At 66.2% G+C, this 23234-nt stretch carries 20 protein-coding genes and 1 riboswitch; of the genes, 8 read left to right on the top strand and 12 right to left on the bottom strand.

Going from position 1 to position 23234, the window contains the following annotated elements; translation table 11 throughout:
* Window positions 1–4: 4 nt before the first annotated feature.
* A complete protein-coding gene (locus E3T35_RS04750; protein ID WP_134345147.1) occupies window positions 5–850 on the top strand; it encodes an NAD(P)-dependent oxidoreductase in 846 nt (281 codons plus the stop codon).
* 509 nt (window positions 851–1359) lie between these two features.
* Window positions 1360–2559, top strand: a complete 1200-nt coding sequence (gene xylA / locus E3T35_RS04745) for a xylose isomerase (protein WP_134377991.1) — start codon at window positions 1360–1362, stop codon at window positions 2557–2559.
* A 241-nt stretch (window positions 2560–2800) separates the two neighbouring features.
* Here the strand turns inward: xylA and E3T35_RS04740 are convergent, their stop codons facing one another.
* Together E3T35_RS04740 and E3T35_RS04735 are read right to left on the bottom strand one after the other, a co-directional pair.
* Window positions 2801–3997: an ROK family transcriptional regulator gene (locus E3T35_RS04740; protein WP_174776412.1), complete on the bottom strand. Its 1197-nt coding sequence runs from the start codon at window positions 3995–3997 to the stop codon at window positions 2801–2803.
* A 141-nt stretch (window positions 3998–4138) separates the two neighbouring features.
* Entirely contained in the window at window positions 4139–5131 is a 993-nt protein-coding gene (locus tag E3T35_RS04735; protein ID WP_134377990.1) for an IS1595 family transposase, read from the bottom strand.
* Window positions 5132–5380: 249 nt separating this feature from the next.
* Between E3T35_RS04735 and E3T35_RS04730 the strand changes: the two genes are divergently transcribed.
* Together E3T35_RS04730 and E3T35_RS04725 are read left to right on the top strand one after the other, a co-directional pair.
* Complete coding sequence (locus E3T35_RS04730; RefSeq protein WP_134377989.1) at window positions 5381–7543, top strand: PQQ-dependent sugar dehydrogenase; 2163 nt, start codon at window positions 5381–5383, stop codon at window positions 7541–7543.
* A 34-nt stretch (window positions 7544–7577) separates the two neighbouring features.
* Complete coding sequence (locus E3T35_RS04725) at window positions 7578–8570, top strand: sugar phosphate isomerase/epimerase (protein ID WP_134377988.1); 993 nt, start codon at window positions 7578–7580, stop codon at window positions 8568–8570.
* Window positions 8571–8723: 153 nt separating this feature from the next.
* Here E3T35_RS04725 and E3T35_RS04720 read toward each other — a convergent pair whose 3' ends face one another.
* The 7 genes from E3T35_RS04720 to E3T35_RS04690 are packed head-to-tail and all read right to left on the bottom strand — an operon-like array spanning window position 8724 to window position 17074.
* The gene (locus E3T35_RS04720; RefSeq protein WP_134377987.1) at window positions 8724–10136 is read right to left on the bottom strand and encodes an alkaline phosphatase family protein; all 1413 of its coding nucleotides are present in this window, start codon (window positions 10134–10136) and stop codon (window positions 8724–8726) included.
* The gene (locus E3T35_RS04715; protein WP_134345141.1) at window positions 10133–11002 is read right to left on the bottom strand and encodes a TatD family hydrolase; all 870 of its coding nucleotides are present in this window, start codon (window positions 11000–11002) and stop codon (window positions 10133–10135) included. The genes E3T35_RS04720 and E3T35_RS04715 overlap by 4 nt, the downstream gene beginning before the upstream one ends.
* A 9-nt stretch (window positions 11003–11011) precedes the next feature.
* Window positions 11012–11719, bottom strand: a complete 708-nt coding sequence (locus tag E3T35_RS04710) for an EboA domain-containing protein (RefSeq protein ID WP_134377986.1) — start codon at window positions 11717–11719, stop codon at window positions 11012–11014.
* 43 nt (window positions 11720–11762) lie between these two features.
* A complete protein-coding gene (locus E3T35_RS04705; RefSeq protein ID WP_174777078.1) occupies window positions 11763–12635 on the bottom strand; it encodes an SCO3242 family prenyltransferase in 873 nt (290 codons plus the stop codon).
* Between the two features lie 7 nt (window positions 12636–12642).
* Window positions 12643–14520, bottom strand: a complete 1878-nt coding sequence (locus E3T35_RS04700) for an FAD-dependent monooxygenase (protein WP_134378072.1) — start codon at window positions 14518–14520, stop codon at window positions 12643–12645.
* A 2-nt stretch (window positions 14521–14522) separates the two neighbouring features.
* Window positions 14523–15557, bottom strand: coding sequence for an ABC transporter permease (locus E3T35_RS04695; protein ID WP_134377985.1), 1035 nt, complete (start codon window positions 15555–15557; stop codon window positions 14523–14525).
* Window positions 15554–17074: a sugar ABC transporter ATP-binding protein gene (locus tag E3T35_RS04690; RefSeq protein ID WP_134345137.1), complete on the bottom strand. Its 1521-nt coding sequence runs from the start codon at window positions 17072–17074 to the stop codon at window positions 15554–15556. Before E3T35_RS04690 ends, E3T35_RS04695 begins: the two co-directional genes overlap by 4 nt.
* Before the next feature lie 198 nt (window positions 17075–17272).
* On the opposite strand from E3T35_RS04690, the gene E3T35_RS04685 reads away from it, so the two are divergent.
* From E3T35_RS04685 to E3T35_RS04670, 4 genes are all read left to right on the top strand, one after another.
* Entirely contained in the window at window positions 17273–18319 is a 1047-nt protein-coding gene (locus tag E3T35_RS04685) for a substrate-binding domain-containing protein (protein ID WP_134345136.1), read from the top strand.
* Window positions 18320–18391: 72 nt separating this feature from the next.
* Window positions 18392–19582, top strand: a complete 1191-nt coding sequence (locus E3T35_RS04680) for a Gfo/Idh/MocA family protein (RefSeq protein WP_241987728.1) — start codon at window positions 18392–18394, stop codon at window positions 19580–19582.
* An 8-nt stretch (window positions 19583–19590) separates the two neighbouring features.
* Window positions 19591–20595, top strand: a complete 1005-nt coding sequence (locus E3T35_RS04675) for a sugar phosphate isomerase/epimerase (protein WP_134345135.1) — start codon at window positions 19591–19593, stop codon at window positions 20593–20595.
* 174 nt (window positions 20596–20769) lie between these two features.
* The gene (locus tag E3T35_RS04670; RefSeq protein ID WP_241987727.1) at window positions 20770–21651 is read left to right on the top strand and encodes a thioredoxin domain-containing protein; all 882 of its coding nucleotides are present in this window, start codon (window positions 20770–20772) and stop codon (window positions 21649–21651) included.
* Between the two features lie 109 nt (window positions 21652–21760).
* On the opposite strand, the gene crcB is transcribed toward E3T35_RS04670, so the two are convergent.
* The 3 genes from crcB to E3T35_RS04655 all read right to left on the bottom strand — a co-directional run bounded on the left by crcB (window position 21761) and on the right by E3T35_RS04655 (window position 23196).
* The gene (gene crcB / locus E3T35_RS04665) at window positions 21761–22141 is read right to left on the bottom strand and encodes a fluoride efflux transporter CrcB (protein ID WP_134377984.1); all 381 of its coding nucleotides are present in this window, start codon (window positions 22139–22141) and stop codon (window positions 21761–21763) included.
* Complete coding sequence (locus E3T35_RS04660) at window positions 22138–22575, bottom strand: CrcB family protein (protein WP_134377983.1); 438 nt, start codon at window positions 22573–22575, stop codon at window positions 22138–22140. The genes crcB and E3T35_RS04660 overlap by 4 nt, the downstream gene beginning before the upstream one ends.
* 41 nt (window positions 22576–22616) lie before the next feature.
* Window positions 22617–22686, bottom strand: a riboswitch (Fluoride riboswitch).
* Window positions 22687–22695: 9 nt separating this feature from the next.
* Entirely contained in the window at window positions 22696–23196 is a 501-nt protein-coding gene (locus E3T35_RS04655; RefSeq protein WP_241988733.1) for a universal stress protein, read from the bottom strand.
* Window positions 23197–23234 lie beyond the last annotated feature (38 nt).

The following is a 23234-nucleotide window of genomic DNA, read 5'->3' as shown; positions in this document are numbered from 1 at the left end:
ATTCATGAGAATCGCCGTCACCGGCGGCAGTGGCAAGCTCGGGCGCAGCGTTGTTGCGCGCCTGACGAACGAGGGCCACGTCGTCACCAACCTCGACCGCACGGGTTCTCGCGGTTCGGGATTTACTACGATCGACCTTACTGATTATGGCCAGGTCATCGACGTGATGTTCGGCATCGACGACCGCACGGACGGATTCGACGCCGTCGTGCATCTGGGGGCCATCCCGGCTCCTGGCCTTCTGCCCGATGTGGCCACCTTCCACAACAACATGCTCGCGACCTTTAACGTCTTTCAGGCCGCCCGCCGGGCCGGAATCAAGACGATCGTCTATGCCTCGAGTGAGACGACCCTCGGTCTGCCATTCGATGTCGACCCGCCCTACATTCCCGTCGACGAGGAGTACCCGGCCCGGCCGGAGAGCACGTATTCACTCGTGAAACACCTCGAGGAGCAAATGGCTATCCAGCTCGTGCGCTGGGATCCGCTGTTGAGTATCACGGCGCTGCGCTTCTCCAACGTGATGGACGAGGACGACTACGCGGCCTTCCCCGCATTCAACGACGACGCCACCCTGCGCAAGTGGAATCTGTGGGGCTACATCGACGGTCGCGACGGCGCCCAAGCCGTGCTGCGGGCGCTCGAACGAGCCCAGCCGGGTTTCGAGACGTTCATCATCGCGGCCGCCGACACAGTGATGAGCCGGTCGAGCGCGAGCCTGGCCGCCGAGGTCTTTCCGAGCGTCAGAGTCGTCAAGGCGGTCGGAGAACACGAGACCCTGTTATCGATCGACAAGGCCAAGCGGATGCTCGGCTTCGCCCCCGAGCACAGCTGGCGCGACCACGTGTAATGCGCCACTATCGGTAGTCAACGTGGGCGCTCGACAAACGCGTTCCGAAACTTGCCCGCCGGATCGAGCCGATCAACAAGGGCTCGAAAATCGCCGAGCCGGGGGAAGCTGGTCGCAAGCGTCTTGGCATCCGTCTGAGAGTTTGCCCCAATGCGGCCGCACCGCGAAGGGGGCCAGCGCCGCTTCGCGGGCCGGCAGCAGCGGCGCGATCCGGGCGAAGAGCGTGCGCATCGTTTCGATCGCTGTCGGATGCACGATCGGAGCCCCGTAGCGGTAGTTCCGAGCCCAATTGCGTTCATTCGCCTGCTTCATGCCGGCCGCTTCACGAGATGTGATGTTTGGGACAACTTACCGGACCCGTAGGTTCACCTGGGCTTGATGGCACTCGAATTCTGGAGCTACCCGGATGCGGCGGATTCGTTAGTCCGGCTATTGACGACTGCACCCACTCTCGGTATATGTTTGAGTAATCAACAAATCATCGATGCAGCGGAATTGGACGTCCTGACATGACACCGAGCGACCTGACCCCCACCCGTGACGACAAGTTCTCCTTCGGGCTCTGGACCGTCGGCTACAACGGCAGCGACCCGTTTGGAGGTCCTACTCGCCCCAAGCTCGACGTCGTCGATGCCGTGACCAATCTGGCCGAGCTCGGCGCCTACGGCCTCACCTTTCACGACGACGATCTGTTCGACTTCGGTTCAACGGATGCCGCCCGCCAGCAGCAGATCGACCGCCTCAAGCAGGCGCTCTCCGACACCGGGCTCATCGTGCCGATGGTCACCACAAACCTATTCAGCGCCCCGGTTTTCAAGGACGGCGGATTCACCTCGAACGACCGCGCCGTACGCCGGTTCGCGCTCCGCAAGGTGCTGCGCAACATCGACCTCGCTGCTGAGCTGGGCGCGAAGACATTCGTCATGTGGGGCGGCCGCGAGGGCGCCGAGTATGACGCGGCCAAGGACATCCGTTCGGCGCTCGAGCGTTACCGCGAGGCCGTGAACCTACTCGGGGACTATGTCACCGACAAGGGCTACGACATCCGCTTTGCCATTGAGCCCAAGCCCAACGAACCCCGCGGCGATATTCTGCTGCCGACCGTCGGCCACGCAATGGCGTTCATCGAAACGCTCGAGCGGCCCGACATGGTCGGCGTGAACCCCGAGGTCGGGCACGAGCAGATGGCCGGGCTCAACTTCGCCGCCGGCATCGCGCAGGCGCTGTACCAGGGCAAGCTGTTCCACATCGACCTCAACGGTCAGCGCGGCATCAAGTATGACCAGGACCTGGTCTTCGGCCACGGCGACCTGCAGAACGCGTTCGCGCTGGTCGACCTGCTCGAAAACGGCGGCCCGAACGGTGGCCAGACCTACACCGGGCCGCGCCACTTCGATTACAAGCCGAGCCGCACCGAAGACGTCGCCGGAGTGTGGACCAGCGCTGCGGCCAACATGCGCACCTACCTGCTGCTCAAGCAGCGGGCCGCCGCCTTCCGCGCCGACCCCGAAGTGCAGGCAGCCCTCGCCGCCTCGAAGGTACCTGAGCTGTCGAACAACACCCTCGCCCCGGGCGAAAGCTACGACGACCTGCTGGCCGACCGCGGCTCCTACGAGGACTTCGACACCGACGCCTACTTCGGCGGCAAGGGCTTTGGCTTCGTGCACCTGCAGCAGCTCGCCCTCGAACACCTGCTCGGCGCTCGCTAGCTCCACCATTCGCACCTACGTGGCAAATTCCAAAGAACCGAATGCGACCGCCCCGCTCACCATCGAAAAATCGGGGCCCGGGTCTTTTCTGAACTAGCCACCGTGTACCGGGGCATAACTCCTTCAAATCGTCGACGGACCACCTAGACACCCGCGTCATTTCGCGCAAGTCGGTTGGCGGCCGCTCAGATTGCAGGAGTTATGCCTCCTGACCTCGCCACTGGACAGGTCAGGACGGGCGTCAGCCGGCGAGCCCCGCGACCATGGCCTCAATGCGCTCGGGCGAGAGTGCATGGTGGATGGCGAGCATGCTCGCGCCCAGAATGGCGGCGTTCGCCCCCGCGCTGGACTGGGTGATCTGCAGGTGCTGGGTGGCGAGGGGGTTGGAGCGCGAGTAGACGACTTCCCGCACGCCCGCAATCAGGTGCTCCCCGGCCTGAGCCATTGATCCGCCGAGAACGATGACGGATGGATTGATCAGGTTGACGCACATGGTGAGCACCTCGCCCATGTCCCGTCCGGCTTGGCGTACGGCTCGGATCGCCTCGAGATTGCCCTGTTTCACCAGGTCGACAACGTGCTGGCTCGTGGTCACCGGAAGGCCCTGAGCGCCCAGCAGGCGGGTGAGTGCCGCCCCGGAGGCCACGGCCTCGAGACATCCCTCGTTGCCGCAGCGGCACGGCACCCCCGCACCGCGGGCGATCTGCACGTGCCCCAGGTCACCGGCGATACCCTGCGCGCCGCGCTGCAGGTAGCCACCGGATATGACGCCGGCACCAATGCCGGTGGCTATCTTCATGAAGATGAGGTGGTCAGTTTCTGACCAGGCGAATTCCCGTTCGCCGAGCGCCATCAGGTTGACGTCGTTGTCAACGAGCACGGGAACATGAAAATGCTGCTGAAGCCAGCCGGGTACGTCGAAGCGGTCCCAGCCCGGCATGATCGGCGGGTTGATCGGCCGACCGCTGGTGTGTTCCACCGGCCCGGGCAGGCCAACGCCGATCGCGAGCAGATCGGCCGTTGACCGCTTGCTGTCGCTGAACAACCGCGCCCCGGCCTCGATGACCCAGTTCAACACGACCTCTGGCCCCTCCGATATTTCCAAAAAGGTGGAGTCCTGCACGAGGGTTTTTCCACCCAGATCGCTCAGTGCGATCCGAATATGGCTCGCACCGATGTCCACGGCCAGCACGAACTTATTGCCCGATTGCAGGGCGAACTGCGACGAGGGTCGGCCTCCGGTGGAGGTGGCGTTACCGGCCGGACCGACGAGGCCGAGGCGCGTGAGCGCGTCAACCCGCAGGGCTACGGTGGAGCGGGCCAGTCCGGAGAGGTCGGCCAGTTCCGTACGGGTGCGTGGTTGCCCGTCCCGCAACACTTGAAAAAGATCGCTGGCGCCGGCCGAACCGAGGGCATTGACGTGACTTATGTCGATCATCAGGCAATTCAACCATACGAATCATTCGAACCTCGATACTTTCCGAGCGGATGCCGCTGCTGCGGCCTCAAAGAGAACCCCAGCACCACGACGGCACCGTTCAATGCCGTTCAGCACCGTTCAGCGCCGGGGTAGCGCCGGTCAGCGCCACGGAAGCGCCAGGGAACCTGATTGGGCTGCTTGGTTCGGCACGCCGGCCGCGGGCCGGGTGCGTCCGGTCTTCAGCAGCGATTGATAGGTGACGGGCCGCCCGGCCACGGCGTACCCCAGCAGTGTGTGAAAAAGCTGCCCACGACTCTCGGAGTGCCGATGATTGAACCGAAACACCCATTCGTCGACGTAGGCGGGCAGGTGTTCCGCGCTGACCGCTCCCTGCCTCGGCCCCATCAGCCAATGGTTAGCCTGAAAGACCACCCGGCGCACGGCGGGCAGCACCTGGCGGGTTGGGGAACCTGGCGCGGACAGTGGCCGTGCGACGTGAGCGTACCGGTCTCGGATTCCCACCGGATACGCGGACCAGTCGTGGGTCACGACTCGGCTGCCGGGCTCGACAGAATCGAGCATGAAGGCGGCCAGCTGCGCTGTCCCGGCGCTCGGGATCACCGCAACGCGGGTACGGCCGAGACCATCGGCATCCACTTCGACAGCGACGGCGAACAGCACCCGGCCCAGTGAACCCCGACCGGGAACCGAGCCGCCGAGGTAGGACACGTCGACCTCCACGTTGCCGCGCAGGCGTTCCCGGCCCGGTTGCACCATGACCGATCGGTAGCGGTGCAACATCGCCCAGGCGGTCTGCAACGATCCGAGCCCGGTCTCCCGATGCAACTGCGTAGCCGACAGCCCGACCTTGCTGTTCACGAGCAGCCAAGCCGCACTGAACCAGACGGCGAGCTCGGTGCGGGTGCCGTGAAAAATGGTTCCGGCTGTTGCAGAAACGCGTTTGCCGCAGCCCGCGCATCGCCACCGCTGGTGCGCCTCGCGCCAGCCGTGCTCGTGTGCACAGTTCGGGCAGTGAAATCCGTTCGGCCACCGCAACCAGTCGAGATAGTCGAGGCACTTCCACTCTTCGTCAAACCATAGGCGCAGGTCGGCGTAGGAGTTGGGGTAGGCGGGTCGTGCCGGCGTTGGCATACCCCCCAGACTAGGGCACTGAACGCGAAACCCCGTGCGGTCAAAAATAAGGGGGTTTGTAGTTCGGTGCCGTCGTGTGAACCCCCGGTGCGGTATCCCAAGCCGGCCACAAAACTTTCTCACGGCACCAAGCGGCAAATAGGTACTGGGTCTTCCGGTTATTCAGACACCGAAGTGTGCACTTACCGTGGCGACACCGGCACCGCTCACCTAAGAGTCGCGCCGTGATCTCAACGAGGAGAACCAGATATGCGAACGAAGCACAGACTTCGACTGACCGCGGGGGCGGCGATGGCCACCCTCGTGGTCGCCGCCCTCACCGCGACGCCCGCAGCAGCGGCCCCCGGCGACACAGCACCCCCGGGCAAGCCCGGCGAACCCAGCCCGACGGCCCCCGCCGATTCGAGCTTTCAGAAGGTCACCCTCGACGCCACCCCTGGCGAGCCGCTCGACCTGGCCGTACTGCCCAACAACGACGTGCTGCACACCACCCGGGCCGGCGACATCTGGCTCAACGACGCACAATCGGGGCTCAACACGCTCGCCGCGACGATCGACGTCTATCAGCACGACGAGGAGGGCCTGCAGAGCATCGCGCTCGACCCAAAGTTCGGCACACCGGGCAACAACTGGATCTACCTGTACTACTCCGCACCGCTGAACACACCGCTCGACGACCCGGCAACCGCCGGCGTGAACGAGGGCGATGCCCCGCTCAGCGGCACAGTGGCTGACTTCGCACCGTTCAAGGGCTCCATCACCCTCTCGCGCTTCCAGTTCGACGGCGCCGTCTTCGACCTTGCAAGCGAGCAGAAGATCCTCGACGTCGACGTGGATCGTGGCATCTGCTGCCACGTCGGCGGCGACATCGTCTTCGACACTGTCGGCAACCTCTACCTCTCCACCGGCGACGACTCGAACCCGTTCTCCTCCGACGGTTTCGTACCGATCGACGAGCGCATCGAACGCAACCCGGCCTTCGACGCGCAGCGCAGCGCAGCCAACACCAACGACCTGCGCGGCAAGATCCTGCGCATCACACCCACAGCAGACGGCGGCTATACGATCCCCGAAGGCAACCTGTTCGCCCCCGGCACCGAGCTCACCCGCCCGGAAATCTACGTGATGGGCATGCGCAACCCGTTCCGCATCGAGCTCAACCAGAAGACTGGGGAGCTGTATGTGGGCGACTACTCCCCTGATTCCCGGACCGCCGATCCCCTGCGCGGCCCGGCCGGCACCGGCAAGTGGACGAGTATCACCGAAGCGGCAAACTACGGCTGGCCGTACTGCGCCACCGCCGATCTGCCCTACGTGGACTTCGACTTCGCCACCGGCATCTCCGGTGAAACGTTTGACTGCGCCGCTCCCGTGAACGATTCGCCCCGCAACACGGGCCTGCGCGAGTTGCCTCCCGTTGTGCAGCCCCACGTCTGGTACGGCTACGGGTTGTCCGAGGAATTCCCGGAGCTTGAGACCGGCGGCATCGGCCCGATGGCCGGCCCCGCGTATGTCTTCGACAAGACGGCGTCAAAGGGTAAGGCATCCGTTGCCTGGCCCGAGTACTACGACGGCATGTCGATGATGTACGAGTGGACTCGCGACTACATCAAGGGCATGACCCTCACCGACGGCGAGCTGGAGAAGATCGAGGCCGTCGTGGATTCGATCATCGTCGACAACCCGATCGACATGGAGTTTGGCCCAAACGGCGCGCTCTACGTTCTCGAATACGGCGACGGGTACTTCGCGCAGAACCCCGACGCGCAGCTCTCCCGAATCGACTTCGTCGGAGACAAGGGCAACCGCTCGCCCCTCCCGATGGCCTCCGGCACGCCGACCGCTGGCGCCTCGCCCCTCACCGTCGAGTTCTCGAGCGAAGGAACCACCGATCCAGAGGGTGACACGCTCAGCTACGCCTGGGACTTCGAGTCCGACGGGGTCGTCGACTCTCGCGAGCTGAACCCCACCTTTACCTACGAGACGGATGGCGCCTTCACTGCTTCCCTGCAGGTGACGGATGCCGGCGGCAAGGACCGCGGGCGCTACGCCTCCGCAGAGGTCGAGATTGAGGTGGGCAACCAGGCCCCGGTCGTGACCTTCATCACCCCCGTGGTCGGCCAGGACTTCCAGTTCGGCGACACGGTGACCTACGAGGTTCTCGTGACCGACGACCAGCCGGTCGACTGCTCGCTCGTGACCGTGACCTACATCCTGGGCCACGATTCGCACGGCCACCCGATCACAACCTCTGGCGGTTGCACGGGAACCATCACCACCACGGTTCCCTCCGGCCACAACCCGGAGACCGACGACCTCTCTGGGGTCTTCAACGCCTCATACACGGATGCCGGCGGCGACTCCTCCGGGCCCCTCACCGGCTCCGCCGAGGTAGCACTGCGCTCCAACTAATTTCTGCCTCGCACACCTAACGAAAGGTACTCACATGTGTTTCGGATTTGACGGCGCGAGCGAACTGAACAAGTCGCTCGAAGGCAAGAAGAATCTCAACCGCCGCAACTTTCTGCGCGGCGCACTCGCGGCGGGAGCCGGAGCCGGTCTCGCCGTGGCCGGCGCAAGCTCGGCCACAGCAGCACCGGGCGGAATGCCCGGCAAGCCGGGCCCCGAAGGCAAGCCGGGCCCCGAAGGCAAGCCGGGCAAGGGCCGCAAGGTTCCGCCGGGGCTGATCAGCATCCAGCTGTACACGCTGCGATCGATCATGAGTGGCGACGGCGTCGACACCACGTTCGAAGCGCTCGCGGACTACGGCTATACCAAGGTCGAACTCGCCGGTCTCTACGGCCGTACGCCGGAGGCGATGCGCGCCTTCCTCGACGAACTCGGTATCACGCCGAGCTCGAGCCACGACGGCATCAGCGGCTCGCCCGCTGCGCTGCAGGCCAAGATCGCCGGCGCGGTGACGCTCGGGCAGACGTACATGAATGTTCCCTATCTGGCCTCGAGCGTGGCCGATGACTGGCGCCAGTGGGCTGACCAGATGAACGCCGAGGCATCCGTTGCCCAGGGGGCGGGGATCAAGTACGGGTACCACAACCACGCGCACGAGTTCACGACCGACCTCGGTGGCGGGCTCACCCCGTGGGACATCTTCACGACCCGCCTCGACCCGAAGCTCGTTCACCTCGAGGTGGACCTGTACTGGGCCGTGACCGGCGGTGTCGGTGTCGGCGCTGCCGACCCGGTGCAATTCGCGATCGACGTGATCAAGGATGCCCCGCAGCAGGTGCTCGAGTACCACGTGAAGGACCGCGATGCGGCCGGTGGATTCGCCGACCTCGGCACCGGCACGATCGACTTCCCACGCATCTTCGACGCCCACCCGGTGAAGCTGTACGCGGTCGAGAATGACCAGCCAGACGTGACCGCGCTGCAGACCGCAGAGGTCGGTTACAACTACCTGCGGAACGTGCGCTTCTAGCACTAACTCAGGCATGACAACGGCGCCCCTGTGAGGGGGCGCCGTTGCTGTGCGCCCTCGGAACGCTCGTGGCACGTGTTTGCCTGCCGGGCACTCGTTTGAACGAGTGCCACGTTCTGAAACGAGTGCCACGAGGGGGTCGGGGCGGGCGGGCTAGACGGGGGCGGGCTGCGCGAGGCCGGCGAGGGCGAGCAGCAGGTCGCGCACCTCGGTGGCGGCGAGGCTGGAGCGTGCGGCCGCCGGGTCGGAGCAGAGCAGCACCGGGCCGTCGGCGGCAGTCTCCGGCAGCCGGCCGTGAGAGCCTCGCACGCAGGAGGGATCGAGCGGCACGACATCCATCGCGTAGCGCAGCCCCAACTTCTTCTTCGCGAGGTTGCGGGCCGCCCGCAGCTTCACGAAACGGTCGTCAGGGTCGAAGAACAGCTCGGCTGGGTCGTAGCCGGGCTTCTTGTGAATCTCCACGCCTCGCGCGAAGTCCGGCGCCTTCGCATCGTCGAGCCAGTAGTAATAGGTGAACCAGGCGTTCTTCTCGGCCACGACCACGAGTTCGCCGCTGCGTTCATGGTCGAGGCTGTAGCCGGCCTGGCCTTCGGCGTCTAGAACCTCGGCCACCCCGGGCAGCGCCTCGAGCAGCGCGCGCACCCGAGGCACATCGGCGGGGTCCTGCACGTAGACGTGCGCGAGCTGGTGGTCGGCGACCGCGAAGGCGCGGGAGGTCCACGGGTCGAGCAGTTCGCCGCTCGCGTTCGTGTGCACCTCGAGCAGGCCTTCGCGGCGCAGCATCCGGTTCACGTCGACGGGCTGGTCCACGTTGGTGATGCCGTATTCGCTGAGCACCACGACGGTCACGCCCCGCCGATGCGCATCATCGAGCAGCGGCGCGAGCACCGCATCGAGCTCGCGCGCAGCGTCGAAAGAGCGCGGGTCGTCGGGGCCGAAGCGCTGCAGGTCGTAGTCGAGGTGCGGCACGTACACGAGCGTGAGGTCGTGGTCGGGCAGCACGTGCCGGGCCGCGCCCACGATCCAGCGCGAGGAGGCCATCCCCGCGGTCGGGCCCCAGTAGGTGAACAACGGAAAGGCACCGAGCTTCTTGACCAGTTCGTCGTGCAGCTCGGGCGGGCGGATGTAGGCATCCGGTGATTTGCGTCCGTCGGCGTGATAGACGGGGCGCGGGGTGATCGTGACGTCGGTCGTGGCGCCCATGGCGTACCACCAGCACACGTTCGCCACCCGGTAGCCGGGATTGGTGCGGCGGGCGGTCTCCCAGACCTTCTCGCCGCCGACCAGCCGGTTGTGCTGGCGCCAGAGGTTGACCTCGCCGATGTCGCGCAGGTACCAGCCGTTGCCGACGATGCCGTGTTCGGCGGGCCTGAGGCCGGTGAGAAAGGTGGACTGTGCCGAGCAGGTGACGGCGGGCAGCACGGTGCCGAGTTCGGCGGAGAATCCGCGGGCCGCAACGGCCCGCAGCTGCGGCATCACGGCGAGCAGGCGCGGGGTCAGCCCGGCGACGTCGATCACGAGCAGCGGCGTGGGCCCGTTCGGTGCGCCGGGCACGGGGTCGGTCATGCGCGGGCACCCCGCATAATGGAGTTGCCGGCGAATTCGGCCGGCACCGCGGTATCCGTTGTGTCGCTGGGTTCATCGAGATCGAGGCGGCCACTCTGGCCGTAGAACTCGACCGGGTTGCGCCAGAGGATGCGGTCGACCGCGTCGTCGTCGAAACCGGCGGCCAGCATGGCCTCACCGGTTCGCAGCGTGGTGAGGGGGTCGCTGCGCCCCCAGTCGGCGGCCGAGTTGACGAGCACGCGGTCGAGGCCGACGTCTTTCAGCACGGCGACCATGCGGGTGGGGTCCATCTTGGTGTCGGGGTAGATGCTGAAGCCCATCCAGCAGCCGGAATCGACGACCTCGTGCACGGTGACCTCGTTGAGGTGGTCGACGACGACCATGCCGGGCGCAATGCCGCTCTCCCGCACCACGTCGAGGGTGCGGCGGGTGCCGGCGACCTTGTCGCGGTGCGGGGTGTGCACGAGCGCGGGGAGTTCGTGGGCCACGGCGAGCGCGAGCTGGGCGGCGAAGGCGCGGTCTTCCTGTGGGGTCATCGAGTCGTACCCGAGCTCGCCCACCGCCACGACGCCGTCCTTCTCGAGGTAACGCGGCAGAATATCCAGCACGGCGGCCAGGCGCTGGTCGCCGGCCTCCTTCGGGTTGAGCCCGATCGTGCAGAAGTGGCGGATGCCGAATTGGCTGGCCCTGAAGGGTTCCCAGCCGACGAGGGCGTCGAAGTAGTCGATGAACGAGTCCACGCTCGTGCGCGGCTGGCCGAGCCAGAAGGCCGGCTCCACCACCGCGCGCACCCCGGCCGCGTACATGGCCTCGTAGTCGGTGGTGGTGCGGGAACTCATGTGAATGTGCGGGTCCATGATGCGCATGTCGAGTTCTTACTCCTTATATAGGGGAATGGCTGGTTGCAGTGCGAAGAGCAGGGCGGCCGGGAGGTCCGCGCGGTGAAGATACTCGGGAAACGCGGCGACCACGGCGGGAATATCGGCGGGAATATCGCGCCCCGCTGCGCTGCGTTCGTGGGCGAGGTCAACGAGCATGCGGGCGAGTTCGGCGTCTTGCCGCTCGGCGAGATTCGCGATGACGTGCAGGGGTACACCCATGAAGACGCACTTGACCACGGCCTGGCGGTACGCCTCGAGGCCGAGGTAGTGCGCGCCATACGGTTGCAGGGCAGCCGCGACCAGGCGCACGTCATTGGTGCGGAGGGCGTCTTCGACGAGGGTCAGGAGCTCTGAACCGATGCCAGTGCCGCCAGAAGCGTCGGGATCATCGAGCAGGTGCAGCCCGCGCAGCACCCCGCGTTTCTCCCCGGAATCGCCGTGACGATACAGGTCGTCCAGTAGATCAACGCGGGTTGGGCCGGCGAGTGCGCCCAGCAGCACTCCGCGAGCCGCGTCGTCGATGGTGCCGTAGCGCAGGCCCCGCGGATCGTCGTCCCGGAGCGGGGTACGCCCACAGCGCCGGGACACAGCCGGGAAGTACCGGGTGATCGCTGCCGAATGACGCTCAACGTCGCCCCGGGCGACTTCAAGCCAGATCGAACCGGCGTCGTTCAAGTGGTCGTGCAGGGCGGTGGCGCTCACTGGAACGCTCCCGAGGTTTCGCTCGTGGTGACACAGGTGACAATCATGTGGCGGATACCTTCCGGCTGAGGCGCAGACCGAGCGGCAGCAGGGCGGCAACGGCCAGCCCGGTTCCAACGAAGCCGGACCGCGCGATCAGCGCTGCCTGCAGTCCGATCGTGCCGATGACCGAGGCACCGACCGCGCGGCGCACGTCGCCAGCGGCGCGCGTGTTGCGCGCGCGCAGTTGGGCTGGCGCGACGGAGCCGAGGTAGACGGTGACTAGGGCGGCCCCGACGGCCCTGGGTAGCCATCCGTTGGTCGGCCGGATGGCGGGACCGGCAGCGGCGACGACGGAAGCACAGACGGTACCCGCGACGGCCAGGGTGCCGACGAGTGTGCTCGTGGATCCGTGCACCTCGTCCCGGCTGAGGGTGGTGGTGCCGAGGGTGTGGGTGAAGACCGTGAGCGCCGTCGGCAGCGCTGATCGCACCGATTCGGCGCCGAGCAACACGTCGAGCAACCGGGTGGCCGCCATCGAGACCGGACCGAACGGGGTGGATTTGAACACCAGATCGTAGGCCCAGACGCTCGCGGCGAGCGGGAGCGCGACCGCAAGGGCACGCCGTCCGCCACTCAGTGCGGCGATGCCGATGCCGGCCGTGGTGAGCACGATGGCCACGGTAAGGGCCTCGGCGGGCGTCACGTCGCCGGCCGGAATTGGTCGTTCCGGGCGCTCGACCGCGTCCAGAGCCCGGTCGGCGTAGTCGTTCAGGGCCATGCCCGCCCAGTAGATGAGGGTTGAGCAGAGCGGGAGCAGAACGGTGTGCGGGCCGAGGGAGCGCCCAGTGGCTGCGGCGCCGGCCAGGGTGTCGCCGGGCGCGGTGAGCGCGGCGGGGAGCCGCACGAGGCGGGCAAAAGCATTCGGGTTCATCATGCGCGACTCAGGCCGACTGACCGGCGAAGACGCGGCTGTCGGCACGGCTGTCGGCACGGCTGTCGGCGCGGCTGTCGGCGCGGCTGAGCATCGCCGTCATCGCTGCGAACACGGCCTCTTCCGGGTTCTCGGCGAGCTGATCCGACCGCCAGCCGATGTGCTTGTCGGGGCGCACGAGCACCGCGCCGTCTTCGGCCACCTCGCGCAACCTGGCCCAGTCGAAGTACAGGTCTGTGACGGGCTGGCCGGGACCGATGATCACGGTTTCAAGCTTGACACCGAGCCGCGCGCCCACCCGCGCCGCGGCATCCGCCCAGGCTGAGCCAGTGATGCCGGTGATCAGCGTGAACTGCGAGAAGGGAGCGAGATCGTGGGTCGAGATCTTGTGCACGCTGTCGCCCACCCAGGCGTGCGGCAGGCGCGAGCCTGGCACGGTCGAGGCTTGGTAGTACAGTTCGGGATCGCGCTCGGGTTCCGGGCGCCGTGAACCATCGCCGACGATGGCCGTAGATTCGTAGAACTGCCCGACCTCAACGCCGTGGGCGTTGAACTCGTAGTCCTTGACCTCCATCGCGGCCTGAATGGCCTGCCGTTTGGCTGCGCCCGCCGGGGTGTTTGCCTTGCGTTCCTCGATCATTTCGATCATCTCCGATTCGGTGCGCGCGGTGGTCACACCGAGGGCGTCGAACAGCTGGCCGAACTCGCGGGCCGACTTGTTCGCGCGCAGGACGATCTGGCTGGCGACCGGGGCACGCTCCGTGGAGTAGGTTTCCAGCAGGTCGGAGCCCGCCGTGCCGGCGAGCACGGCGGCGAGCTTCCAGGCCAGGTTGTAGGAATCCTGAATGGAGGTGTTCGATCCCAGCCCATTGCTCGGCGGATGCTTGTGCACCGCGTCTCCCACGCAGAACACTCGCCCGCACTGCAGCCGGGTGGCGTACTGGGCGTTGTTTCCCCACAGCGACGTTCCGGTGATCTCTACCTCGAGGTCGGGCAGGCCGAGCAGGTTGCGCACGATCTGCGTGGCTGCGGCCTCATCGATCACCGGAGCCGGTTGCGTGATGTCGTAGCCCCACACGACGAGCCACTGGTTCCACGGCCGGATCATGCGAACGAGGCCCGTTCCGATACCGCCGATGTTGGACCCGGGCTGCACCACCCAGTAGAGCACCGAGGGTCGATGCCCGACGAAGGGCGTGATGTCGGCGGTGAAGGTGATGTTCATCGATCCGGCGATATCCATTTCCCCTTCCATCGGCAGGTCGATGTCGGCGGCGACCTGGGAGCGTGCTCCGTCGGCGCCGATCAAATATCTCGCACGGATGCTGAACTCGGTTCCCGTAAGCCGGTCCAGGACGCGCACGGTCACGCCGTGCGCGTCCTGCACGTGGGAGAGGTACTCGGTCGAGAACCTGGTCTGTGTTCCCCGCATCGTGGCGTTCTTCACCAGAATTGGCTCGAGGTAGGTCTGCGGAATGTCGCAGGTGCTGGCCGGGGAGGCCAGTTCGTAGTCGGCGTGGCGGGCCGGGTGCGTACCGAAGGTGAGAATTCGCCCGAGTTCTTCGCCGGCGATCGACGTGCAGAACACGGTGTCACCCATCAGTTCGTTCGGCGTCGACTCTGCACGCACCGCGTCTTCGATACCGATGTCCCGGAAGATCTCCATCGTGCGCTGGTTGGTGATGTGGGCGCGCGGGGTGTTGGCCGTCCACCGGTACTTGGTGATCATCATGTTGGCGACGCCGAGGGTGGAGAGGAACAGAGCCGCGGCGGCGCCAGCGGGGCCCGACCCGACGATCAGCACCTCCGTCTCGACCAGGGCGCCGTGCGGTAGAGCGGTCTCGCGAATCCCGTCATCGAAGACGACCGGCGCCCTGCTGCCCGGCACGGTCACTTGCTGCGGCTGCCGCGGGAGGCGAATCGCTGTTGCAACAGCACGGCGCCCACGATGATGACGCCCTTCGCCACGTTCTGCACCGAGGTCGAGAGATTGTTCTGAGTGAAGACGTTCGTGAGCGTGCTGAAGATGAGTATCCCGAGCACGGATCCCACAATGGTGCCGCGGCCGCCGATGAGCAGGGTGCCGCCCACCACGACGGCCGCGATCACGTCGAGCTCAAGGAGCGTGCCGTGCGTCGAGGTACCGACCGTGGTGCGGCCGAGGAACATCACCCCGGCGATGCCGGCGGTGAGGCCCGAGAGCATGTAGACGTACACCATGTGGCGCTTCACCTTGATGCCGGCGAGGCGGCTCGCCTCGGCATTGCCGCCGACGGCCACTGTACGTCGGCCGAAGGTGGTGCGGTTGAGCAGCACCCAGCCGGCCACCGCCACGACCAGGAAGATCCAGATCAGAATCGGCACGCCGAGCAGGTCGGCGCGAAAGAAGTCCAGGAAGCCCTGGTTGTTCACGATCTGGGTCGACCGGTTCGAGATGAGTTCGGCGAGGCCGCGCGCGCCGACGAGCATGGCGAGCGTGGCCATGAACGCCACGACGCCTCCGTACGCAATCACCACGCCGTTCACGAAGCCGGCCAGGGTACCGACGAAAAGCGCGACCACGCCGATCAGCAGCCAGGACGACTGTGCGGAGGCGAGCTGCACCGCGGTGAGGCTCGCCACCACGCTCGACAGGCCCACCACCGACCCCACCGACAGGTCGATGCCCCCGGCCGTGATCACGAAGGTCATTCCGACGCAGACCACACCGACGATCGAGGCGAAGCGGATGATCGTGACGAAGTTGTCGAAGCTGGCGAATCGGTCGCCCGCGGTGAGGATTCCCACCAGGATCAGCAACCCGAAGGCGATGACCAGCCCGAGGTTGCGGCCGACCGATCCGCCCAGCATCCGCTTGACGATGCCGGGTGGTGTGTCCGGCGTAACGGGGGTCGGCGGGGCCGCCTGGGTGATTTGCTCGCTCATGCGGCACTTCCTCTCATGACCAGATCGAGCACACCGGGCTCGTCGATTTCGTTGGCATTGGTAGTGGTGAGAACCTCGCCGTCGCTGACGACCAGCACGCGGTCGGCCAGGCCGAGTACCTCGTCGATCTCGCTCGAGACCACGATGATGGCGGTTCCGGCCTCGGCGAGACGTCGAATGAGACCGTAGATCTCGGCGCGCGCGCCCACATCGACACCGCGGGTGGGTTCGTCGAGCAACAGCACAGCGGTTCCGTGCACGAGCCAGCGGGCGAGCAGAATCTTCTGCTGGTTTCCACCAGACAGTGTTCGAGTCACCCGGTCGGGATCTGCCGGTCGCAGCTCAAGGGCCTCGATCTGCTCTCGCGCGGCCTGGCGCTCGCGGCGCTCGTTCAGAAACCCGCCGCGGGCGAACCGACCGAATGACGACAACGTGACATTTTTGAAGATCGGTTCGTCGAGGATGAGTCCCTGGCTCTTTCGCTCCTCGGGAGACAGCCCGATGCCGGCACGCACGGCGGCCTCGACCGAGCCGGCGCGCAGTACGGTGCCGTTCACGGTCACGGTGCCGCCCGTGCTGCGGCGAGCGCCGTAGATGGCCTCGAGAATTTCGGAGCGACCAGATCCCACGAGGCCGGCGAGCCCCACGACCTCGCCAGCCCGCACCTCGAGGGAAACATTGCTGAACACGCCGCGCACGCTGAGCCGGTTGCAGGCCAGCACCACCGGCGCATCCGCCGCGATCGGCGTGGCAGCGGGAAAAACGTTGGCCACGTCGCGGCCTGTCATCAGGCGGATGAGGTCGGGCGTCGGTGTGTCGGCCACGATCAGGCCCGACGCCGTGGTCTTACCGTCTTTGATCACGGTGATGCGGTCGCCAATGCGGCGAATTTCAGCGAGTCGGTGGGAGATGTAAACCACGGCGATGCCCTGCGCGGTGAGCTCGGCGACAACGCGAAACAAATTCTCCACTTCCTGAGAATCAAGTACCGCGCTGGGTTCGTCCATGATGATCAGCCGGGTGTCCCGGCTCAAGGCCCGGGCCATGCTCACGATCTGCTTGTTCGCGGCCGAGAGCAGGCCCACCTCCGTGCGCGGCGAGATTTCGCTGTGGCCGAGACGGGCGAGGATCTGCTCGGTTCGGGCATTGGCTGAGGCAACGTGAAGCAAACCGCCCGTGGATTGTTCGTGCCCGAGAAATACGTTCTCCGCGATAGTCAGGCCGTCGACCACGTCGAGTTCCTGATACATGGTGGCGATACCGAGTTCGAGCGCGGCGACCGGGCCACCAATGGTGACCGGGTTGCCCTGCCAAAAGATCTCACCGGAGTCGGGCTGGTACGCACCGGACAGCGTCTTGATGAGGGTGGATTTTCCCGCGCCGTTTTGGCCGAGTACGCAGTGCACCTCGCCGGGTCGCACAACAAGATCGACGCCCTGGAGCGCCTTCACCCCGGCGAAACTCTTTCTGAGCCCGCGAACTTCGAGCAATGGTGCGGAATGGTCGACAGTGATCATGCGAAAAACCTAACACAACGTGGGTACTTACGTCGATGAACAGCAATAAGTTGCACGCAAACCGTCATCATCTGCTATCGTTCAACTCGTCAGCGCCGACGACAGCTCAACTGATCGACAATTGCCCGCACCCGTCGCTGACAGAATTCGCAGCGCCACTTCCATACCCGCAGCAATTACCGAGTCAGAGGGAAAATCATGCTTGCACCACGCACCGTCCGTCGCAAAATTCTTTTGGCCGCCGGCACCTCGCTGGCCGTCGTCGGCCTCATCACCGGTTGCACTGCGGGCGGTGCAACGACGAATACCCAGCCCACAAACGCGAGCGTCGAGGGCAACGAAGCCCAGGGCGACACCATCACCATCGGTTACTCTGGCCCCGCGGCCGACCACGGCTGGCTTGGTGCCATCAACAACGCCGCTATCGCCGAGGCCGCCAAGTACCCCGACGTCGACCTGAGGATCGCTGAGGGCACCAACGACGCCAACCTGCAGATCAGCCAAGTCGAAAGCTTCATCAACGATAAAGTCGACGCCATCGTGCTGCTGCCCACCGACGGCGCCGCGTTGACCCAGGTGGCCATCCGCGCCATGGAGGCCGGCATCCCAGTGATCAACGTGGACCGCGAGTTCTCGAGCACCTTCGCCGCCCGCGCCACCATCCTCGGTGACAACTACGGCATGGGCGTCAGCGCCGGCACCTACATCTGCGAGGAACTCAGCGACAATCCCGACGCCGTGGTCGCCGAGATTGCCGGTATCGATTCGCTCCCCCTCACCCAGGAGCGCAGCGCCGGCTTCGCCAAGGCGCTCTCCGACTGCGGTCTGTCGGTCACCAACCGCGTCTCCGCTGACTTCACCGTGGCGGGCGGCGAGGCCACGACCTCGCAGTTGCTCGCCGCCGCCCCGCAGATCGACGCGCTCTGGAACCACGACGATGACCAGGGAATCGGCGTGCTCGCTGCCATCGACGCCGCCGGACGCGACGAGTTCATCATGGTCGGCGGTGCCGGTTCTGCCAACGCCATGCGCCTGATCCAGGCCGGCGACAGCGTGATGAAGGCCACCGTGGTGTATCCGTCCACCCAGGCGGCCGACGGTATCCGTCTGGCCCGCCTGCTCGTGCAGGAGAAGGCAATGAGCGACCTCGTCGAGGTCGAGATTCCGAACCGGATCGTGCTCAACGCCCCCGTCGTGACCAGTGAGAACGTGGAGCAGTACCTGCCGACCGCCTTCGAGTCCTAAGCACTACAGGCGCGTCGCACGGGGAGCAAGCGAGTCTTGCTCCCCGTAACCATCTACAGGAAGAGTCTTCACATGAGCGCACCGCTTCGCGTCGCAATGATCGGCCACGGGTTCATGGGCGCCGCGCACTCCCAGGGCTGGCGCGTCGCCCCGCGCTTTTTTGACCTGGCCGTGCAGCCCAAGATGAGTATTCTCGTGGGGCGCGACGACGCTAAAGCCGCGGAGGCCGCCACACGCTGGGGCTGGGCCGAGTCGTCCACCGACTGGCGGGCGGTGATCGACCGGCCGGATATCGACGTGATCGACATCGTCACCCCTGGCACGTCGCACGCCGAGATAGCGATCGCCGCCCTCGACGCCGGCAAACACGTACTCTGTGAAAAACCGCTCGCAAACACGGTCGCCGAGGCCGAGGCGATGACGAATGCCGCCACCCGCGCCTTCGCTCGTGGCGTCTATGCCATGGTCGGGTTCACCTACCGTCGTGTTCCCGCCGCCACGCTCGCCCGCGACTTCGTCGCCGCCGGCAAAATCGGAAAGATTCGCCAGGTGCGGGTGAACTACCTGCAGGACTGGCTGGTCGACCCGCAGTCCCCACTCACCTGGCGGCTGCAGAAGGAGCTCGCTGGCTCAGGGGCGCTCGGCGACATCGGTGCCCACGCCATCGATCTGGCCCAGTTCATCACCGGCCAGCGCCTGACCAGCGTGTCGGGCACGCTCGAAACCCTCGTCAATGAACGCCCGCTACTCGGCACGAAGCAGGGCCTCTCCGGCACCGCAACGACCGAGCGCGGCGCCGTAACCGTCGACGACGTTGCCCTGTTCACCGGGCGTTTCGAGGGCGGCGCCCTCGGAAGTTTCGAGGCCACCCGCTTCAGCACCGGCCGCAAAAACGCGTTCCGCATCGAGGTCGCCGGCTCCGAGGGCGCGATTTCTTTCGATTTGGAAGACCTCAACGCGCTGAGCTTCTTCGACGGGAATGCCGCGAGCGGGCAGCAAGGCTTCACCAAAATTCTGGTGACCGAGCCGCAGCATCCGTATTTGGCCGCCTGGTGGCCGCCCGGGCACACGCTCGGCTACGAACACGGCTTCACCCATCAGGCCCGAGATTTTGTCGAAGCTATAGCGGCCGGCGCGCAGCCGACCCCGTCGTTCGCCGACGGCCTTCAGGTGCAGCAGGTGCTCGCCGCAGTCGAGGCCAGCTCCGACAATGGAAGCGCCTGGACATCCACCCTCGCCCCCGTACTCGCAGCACAGAACTAGGAGAACTCATGACCCGCCCGATCACCCTGTTCACCGGCCAGTGGGCCGACCTTCCCTTCGAAGATGTGGCCAGGCTCGCCGCCGGCTGGGGCTACGACGGGCTTGAGATCGCCTGCTGGGGGGACCACCTCGACCCGAATCGTTGGGACGACGCCGACTATGTCGCCGGCAAGCTCGCCGTGCTCGAGAAGTACAACCTGAAAGTGTGGGCAATCTCTAACCATCTCAAGGGGCAGGCCGTCTGTGACGACCCGATCGACCAGCGTCACCGCGACATCTTGCCGGATTCGGTCTGGGGCGACGGCGACCCGGAGGGTGTGCGCCAGCGCGCCGCCGAGGAGATGAAGAATACCGCGCGCCTCGCTGCGAAACTCGGCGTGAAGACGGTCATCGGCTTCACCGGCTCGTCGATCTGGAAGTACGTGGCCATGTTCCCGCCGGTGTCGCAGGAGCTCATCGACGCCGGATACCAGGATTTCGCTGACCGGTGGAACCCGATTCTCGACGTGTTCGACGAGGTCGGCGTGCGGTTCGCCCACGAGGTGCACCCGAGTGAGATCGCCTTCGACTATTGGACCACCCAGCGCGCCCTCGACGCCATTGCTCACCGCCCCGCCTTCGGCCTCAACTGGGACCCAAGCCACTTCATCTGGCAGGATCTCGACCCGGTCAGTTTTCTCTGGGACTTTCGCGATCGCATTTATCACGTGGACTGCAAAGACACCAAGAAGCGGATGTCTAACGGCCGCAACGGCCGACTCGGCTCGCTGCTGGCCTGGGCCGACCCGCGCCGCGGCTGGGACTTTATCTCCACCGGTCACGGGGACGTGCCTTGGGAAGACAGCTTTCGCATGCTCAACACGATCGGCTACGACGGCCCGCTCTCGGTGGAATGGGAGGATGCCGGAATGGACCGCCTGGTCGGCGCTCCCGAAGCGCTCTCCTTCGTGCGGTCGCTCGCCTTCGACGCACCGACCGATGCCTTCGATGCGGCGTTCAGTACGCGCCGATGACCGCTCGCGTGCGCCGGGCATCCGTTTGTTACTGCCCCCCCCCCATTCGGGCCGTCAGGGCCGGCTCCCAGCCGCCTTTCAGCCAGCATGAACCTGGCCGTTAGGCGGGAGCGCTAACGTCGTAGGCAACGGCTGCTCCGGCAGCACAGCGACGAACGAATGGTGAACTCCCGCATGAGCACTTCCGGCCAGGCCCGTCCGCCCAAGAAAGACCGCCGCGAGGAGGCCCGCGAACACGCCAGGCTGATGCGCGCCGAGCAGGTCAAGCGGGACAAGCGCCGTCGCCTCTTTCTGCGCGGCGGCATCGGCATCGGCTTGCTCGCCGTGGTCGCCATCGTGACCCTCGTTATCGTGAACAACGTCACCGCGCCGGCGGCGCAGGGGCCGGCCAACATGGCCAGCGATGGAATTCTGCTCGGCAGCGACGGAACCACCGTCTCCGCGGCCACCTCGACCCCCCTCGCCGCCGACGCCGATCCGGTTGCGACCGACCAGAGCGCCCTGACCGACACGGCGAACATCGTGATGTACGTCGACTACCTCTGCCCCATCTGCGGCAACTTCGAGACCACCAATGGCGAACAGATCACGAACTGGGTCACCGCCGGGAATGCATCGGTCGAGATCCACCCGATCTCGATTCTTGACCGCGCCTCATCGGGCACGAAGTATTCCACCCGGGCTGCCAACGCGGCCGCCTGTGTAGCCGACTACGACCCCAACAACTTTCTGGCCTTCAACTCGGCCATGTTCGCCGACCAGCCCACCGAGAACTCCACCGGCCTCACGGATGCCGAACTGACCACCCTCGTTGAAGGCGCCGGGGTGACCTCCACCGACGTTGCCAGCTGCATCAAGGATCAGACCTACGCCGACTGGGTCGACGCCTCAACCCAGCGCGCGCTCAACGGCCCCATCCCCAACTCGGACATCGAGAAGGTCAAGGGAACGCCCACCGTGCTCGTGAACGGTGTCAGCTACACCGGTTCCTTCACCGATGCCGCCGCCTTCGAGGCCTTCGTGACCGCGCAGACGACCGCCGCGGCAGGCGAGTAGCCCGCCCGCTTCCACTCTGCACGGGGCCCGGGCCCCGTCCACGGGCCCAGTTTATAAACTTGGCCCGTGGACGGAACAAGGGCCCGATGCCGCGGCGGGGCTTTAGCCCTTAGCCGAGAGCGAGCCCGGCCCAGAGCCCGAGCGCGGCCGCCAGAACAGATGCCGCGAGCATACCGACTCCATTCACCAGTGCGGCCAGATACCGGTGCGCCTGGGCCAGCCGCACGGTCTCGAAACTGGCCGTGCTGAATGTCGTGTAGCCGCCGAGCAGGCCGACGCCGAGCACCAGGCTCCACTCCGGCGTGAGCAGGAGGTTCATGGCGAGGCCGGTGACGAGGCCGAGCAGCAGCGAGCCGCTCACGTTGATGATCGTGGTTCCATACGGAAACGCGCCGCCCAGACGGGTGCGCACGAAGCCGTCCAGAAACAGGCGTGTGGACGCGCCCACGCCGCCGGCCGCAGCGATGCCTAAGAACAGGAGCGGGGTCATCCGTTTTCCCCCCGAGAGGATTCGCCGCGCCGGTGCAGTGCCGCGCCCAGCACGATTCCGAGCCAGGTCGCGAGGCTGCCGAGCAGAACCGTGCCGAGCGCATAGGCGATCGCCAGTCCGATGGCGCCGCCGTGAAGGAGCAGAGCGCTGTCGGTGGCGAGGGCGCTGTAGGTCGTGAATCCGCCGAGCAAGCCGGTACCGAGCAGCAGGCGCGCGCTGCGGCGGCCGCCGGCGTCGTGGCCGAGGCGCACGAGCGCTTCGAGCAGCAGCCCGAGCAGCAGGGCTCCGAACAGGTTGATGCCGAGAGTGGTCAGCGGCAGGCGGGCGCCGGCCAGATCGATGGGCGGCAGCACCAGCCCGAGCGTCTCCCGGAGGGCGGTGCCCGCGGTGCCGCCGAGAAAGACGAGGCCGAGGTAGCGCCAGTTCAGGTGCACGGCTCGTGGCGTGATCGTGGCGATGGTTCACCTACCTGTTGCACTCAGTAGGAACCATCAGCGCAGGCAGTTTGAGCGGATGCTCGGGCGGGATCCATCGCCGTGGCCAGAATACACGCCCTAATCGGTGGACTCCCACGGCAGTTCGTCGCGAAAGGCCACCGGTGCCAGGGGAATGACCACGACGGGTCGGTGCTGCCGGTGCGCGAGGTGCACGGCCACGGAGCCGCCGAAGAATTCCTGCACGCTGGCTCGCACGCCCCGCTCGCGGGTGCCGACCACGATCATTGCGGCGTCCAGCGTGTCAGCGAGGTGGGCCAGGGCGCGGGCCGGGTCGCCCGCGACAGCCCTGGTCGACCAGGTCAGGCTGCGGCCGTCGAGCAGCGTCGTCAGGTGGGCTCGCAGGGCAACCGGAAAGCCCTCGTCGTCCAGATCGAGCAGGTCGGGGTCGACCGGCAGCGACAGGATGCTGCCGTCGGCGAACTCATCGAGCACATAGCGGCAGGGCTCGACCGTGGCGCAGACCAGCTCGGCGTGAAACCGGTCCGCGAAGGCGGCGGCCTCGAGCACGACCGCGTCGGGCTGGCCGGGTGTGACTCCAACAATCACGTAGGTGCTCACGATCGGCTCCTTTCAAGGGCTTCCGGTACCAGCTTGGC

Origin of the sequence: Cryobacterium sp. TMT1-2-2, assembly GCF_004403505.1 — a bacterium.
In the GTDB taxonomy this organism is placed as follows: domain Bacteria; phylum Actinomycetota; class Actinomycetes; order Actinomycetales; family Microbacteriaceae; genus Cryobacterium; species Cryobacterium flavum.
The sequence above is the reverse complement of the archived record's forward strand: the minus strand, read 5'-3'. Positions and strand labels throughout refer to the sequence as shown.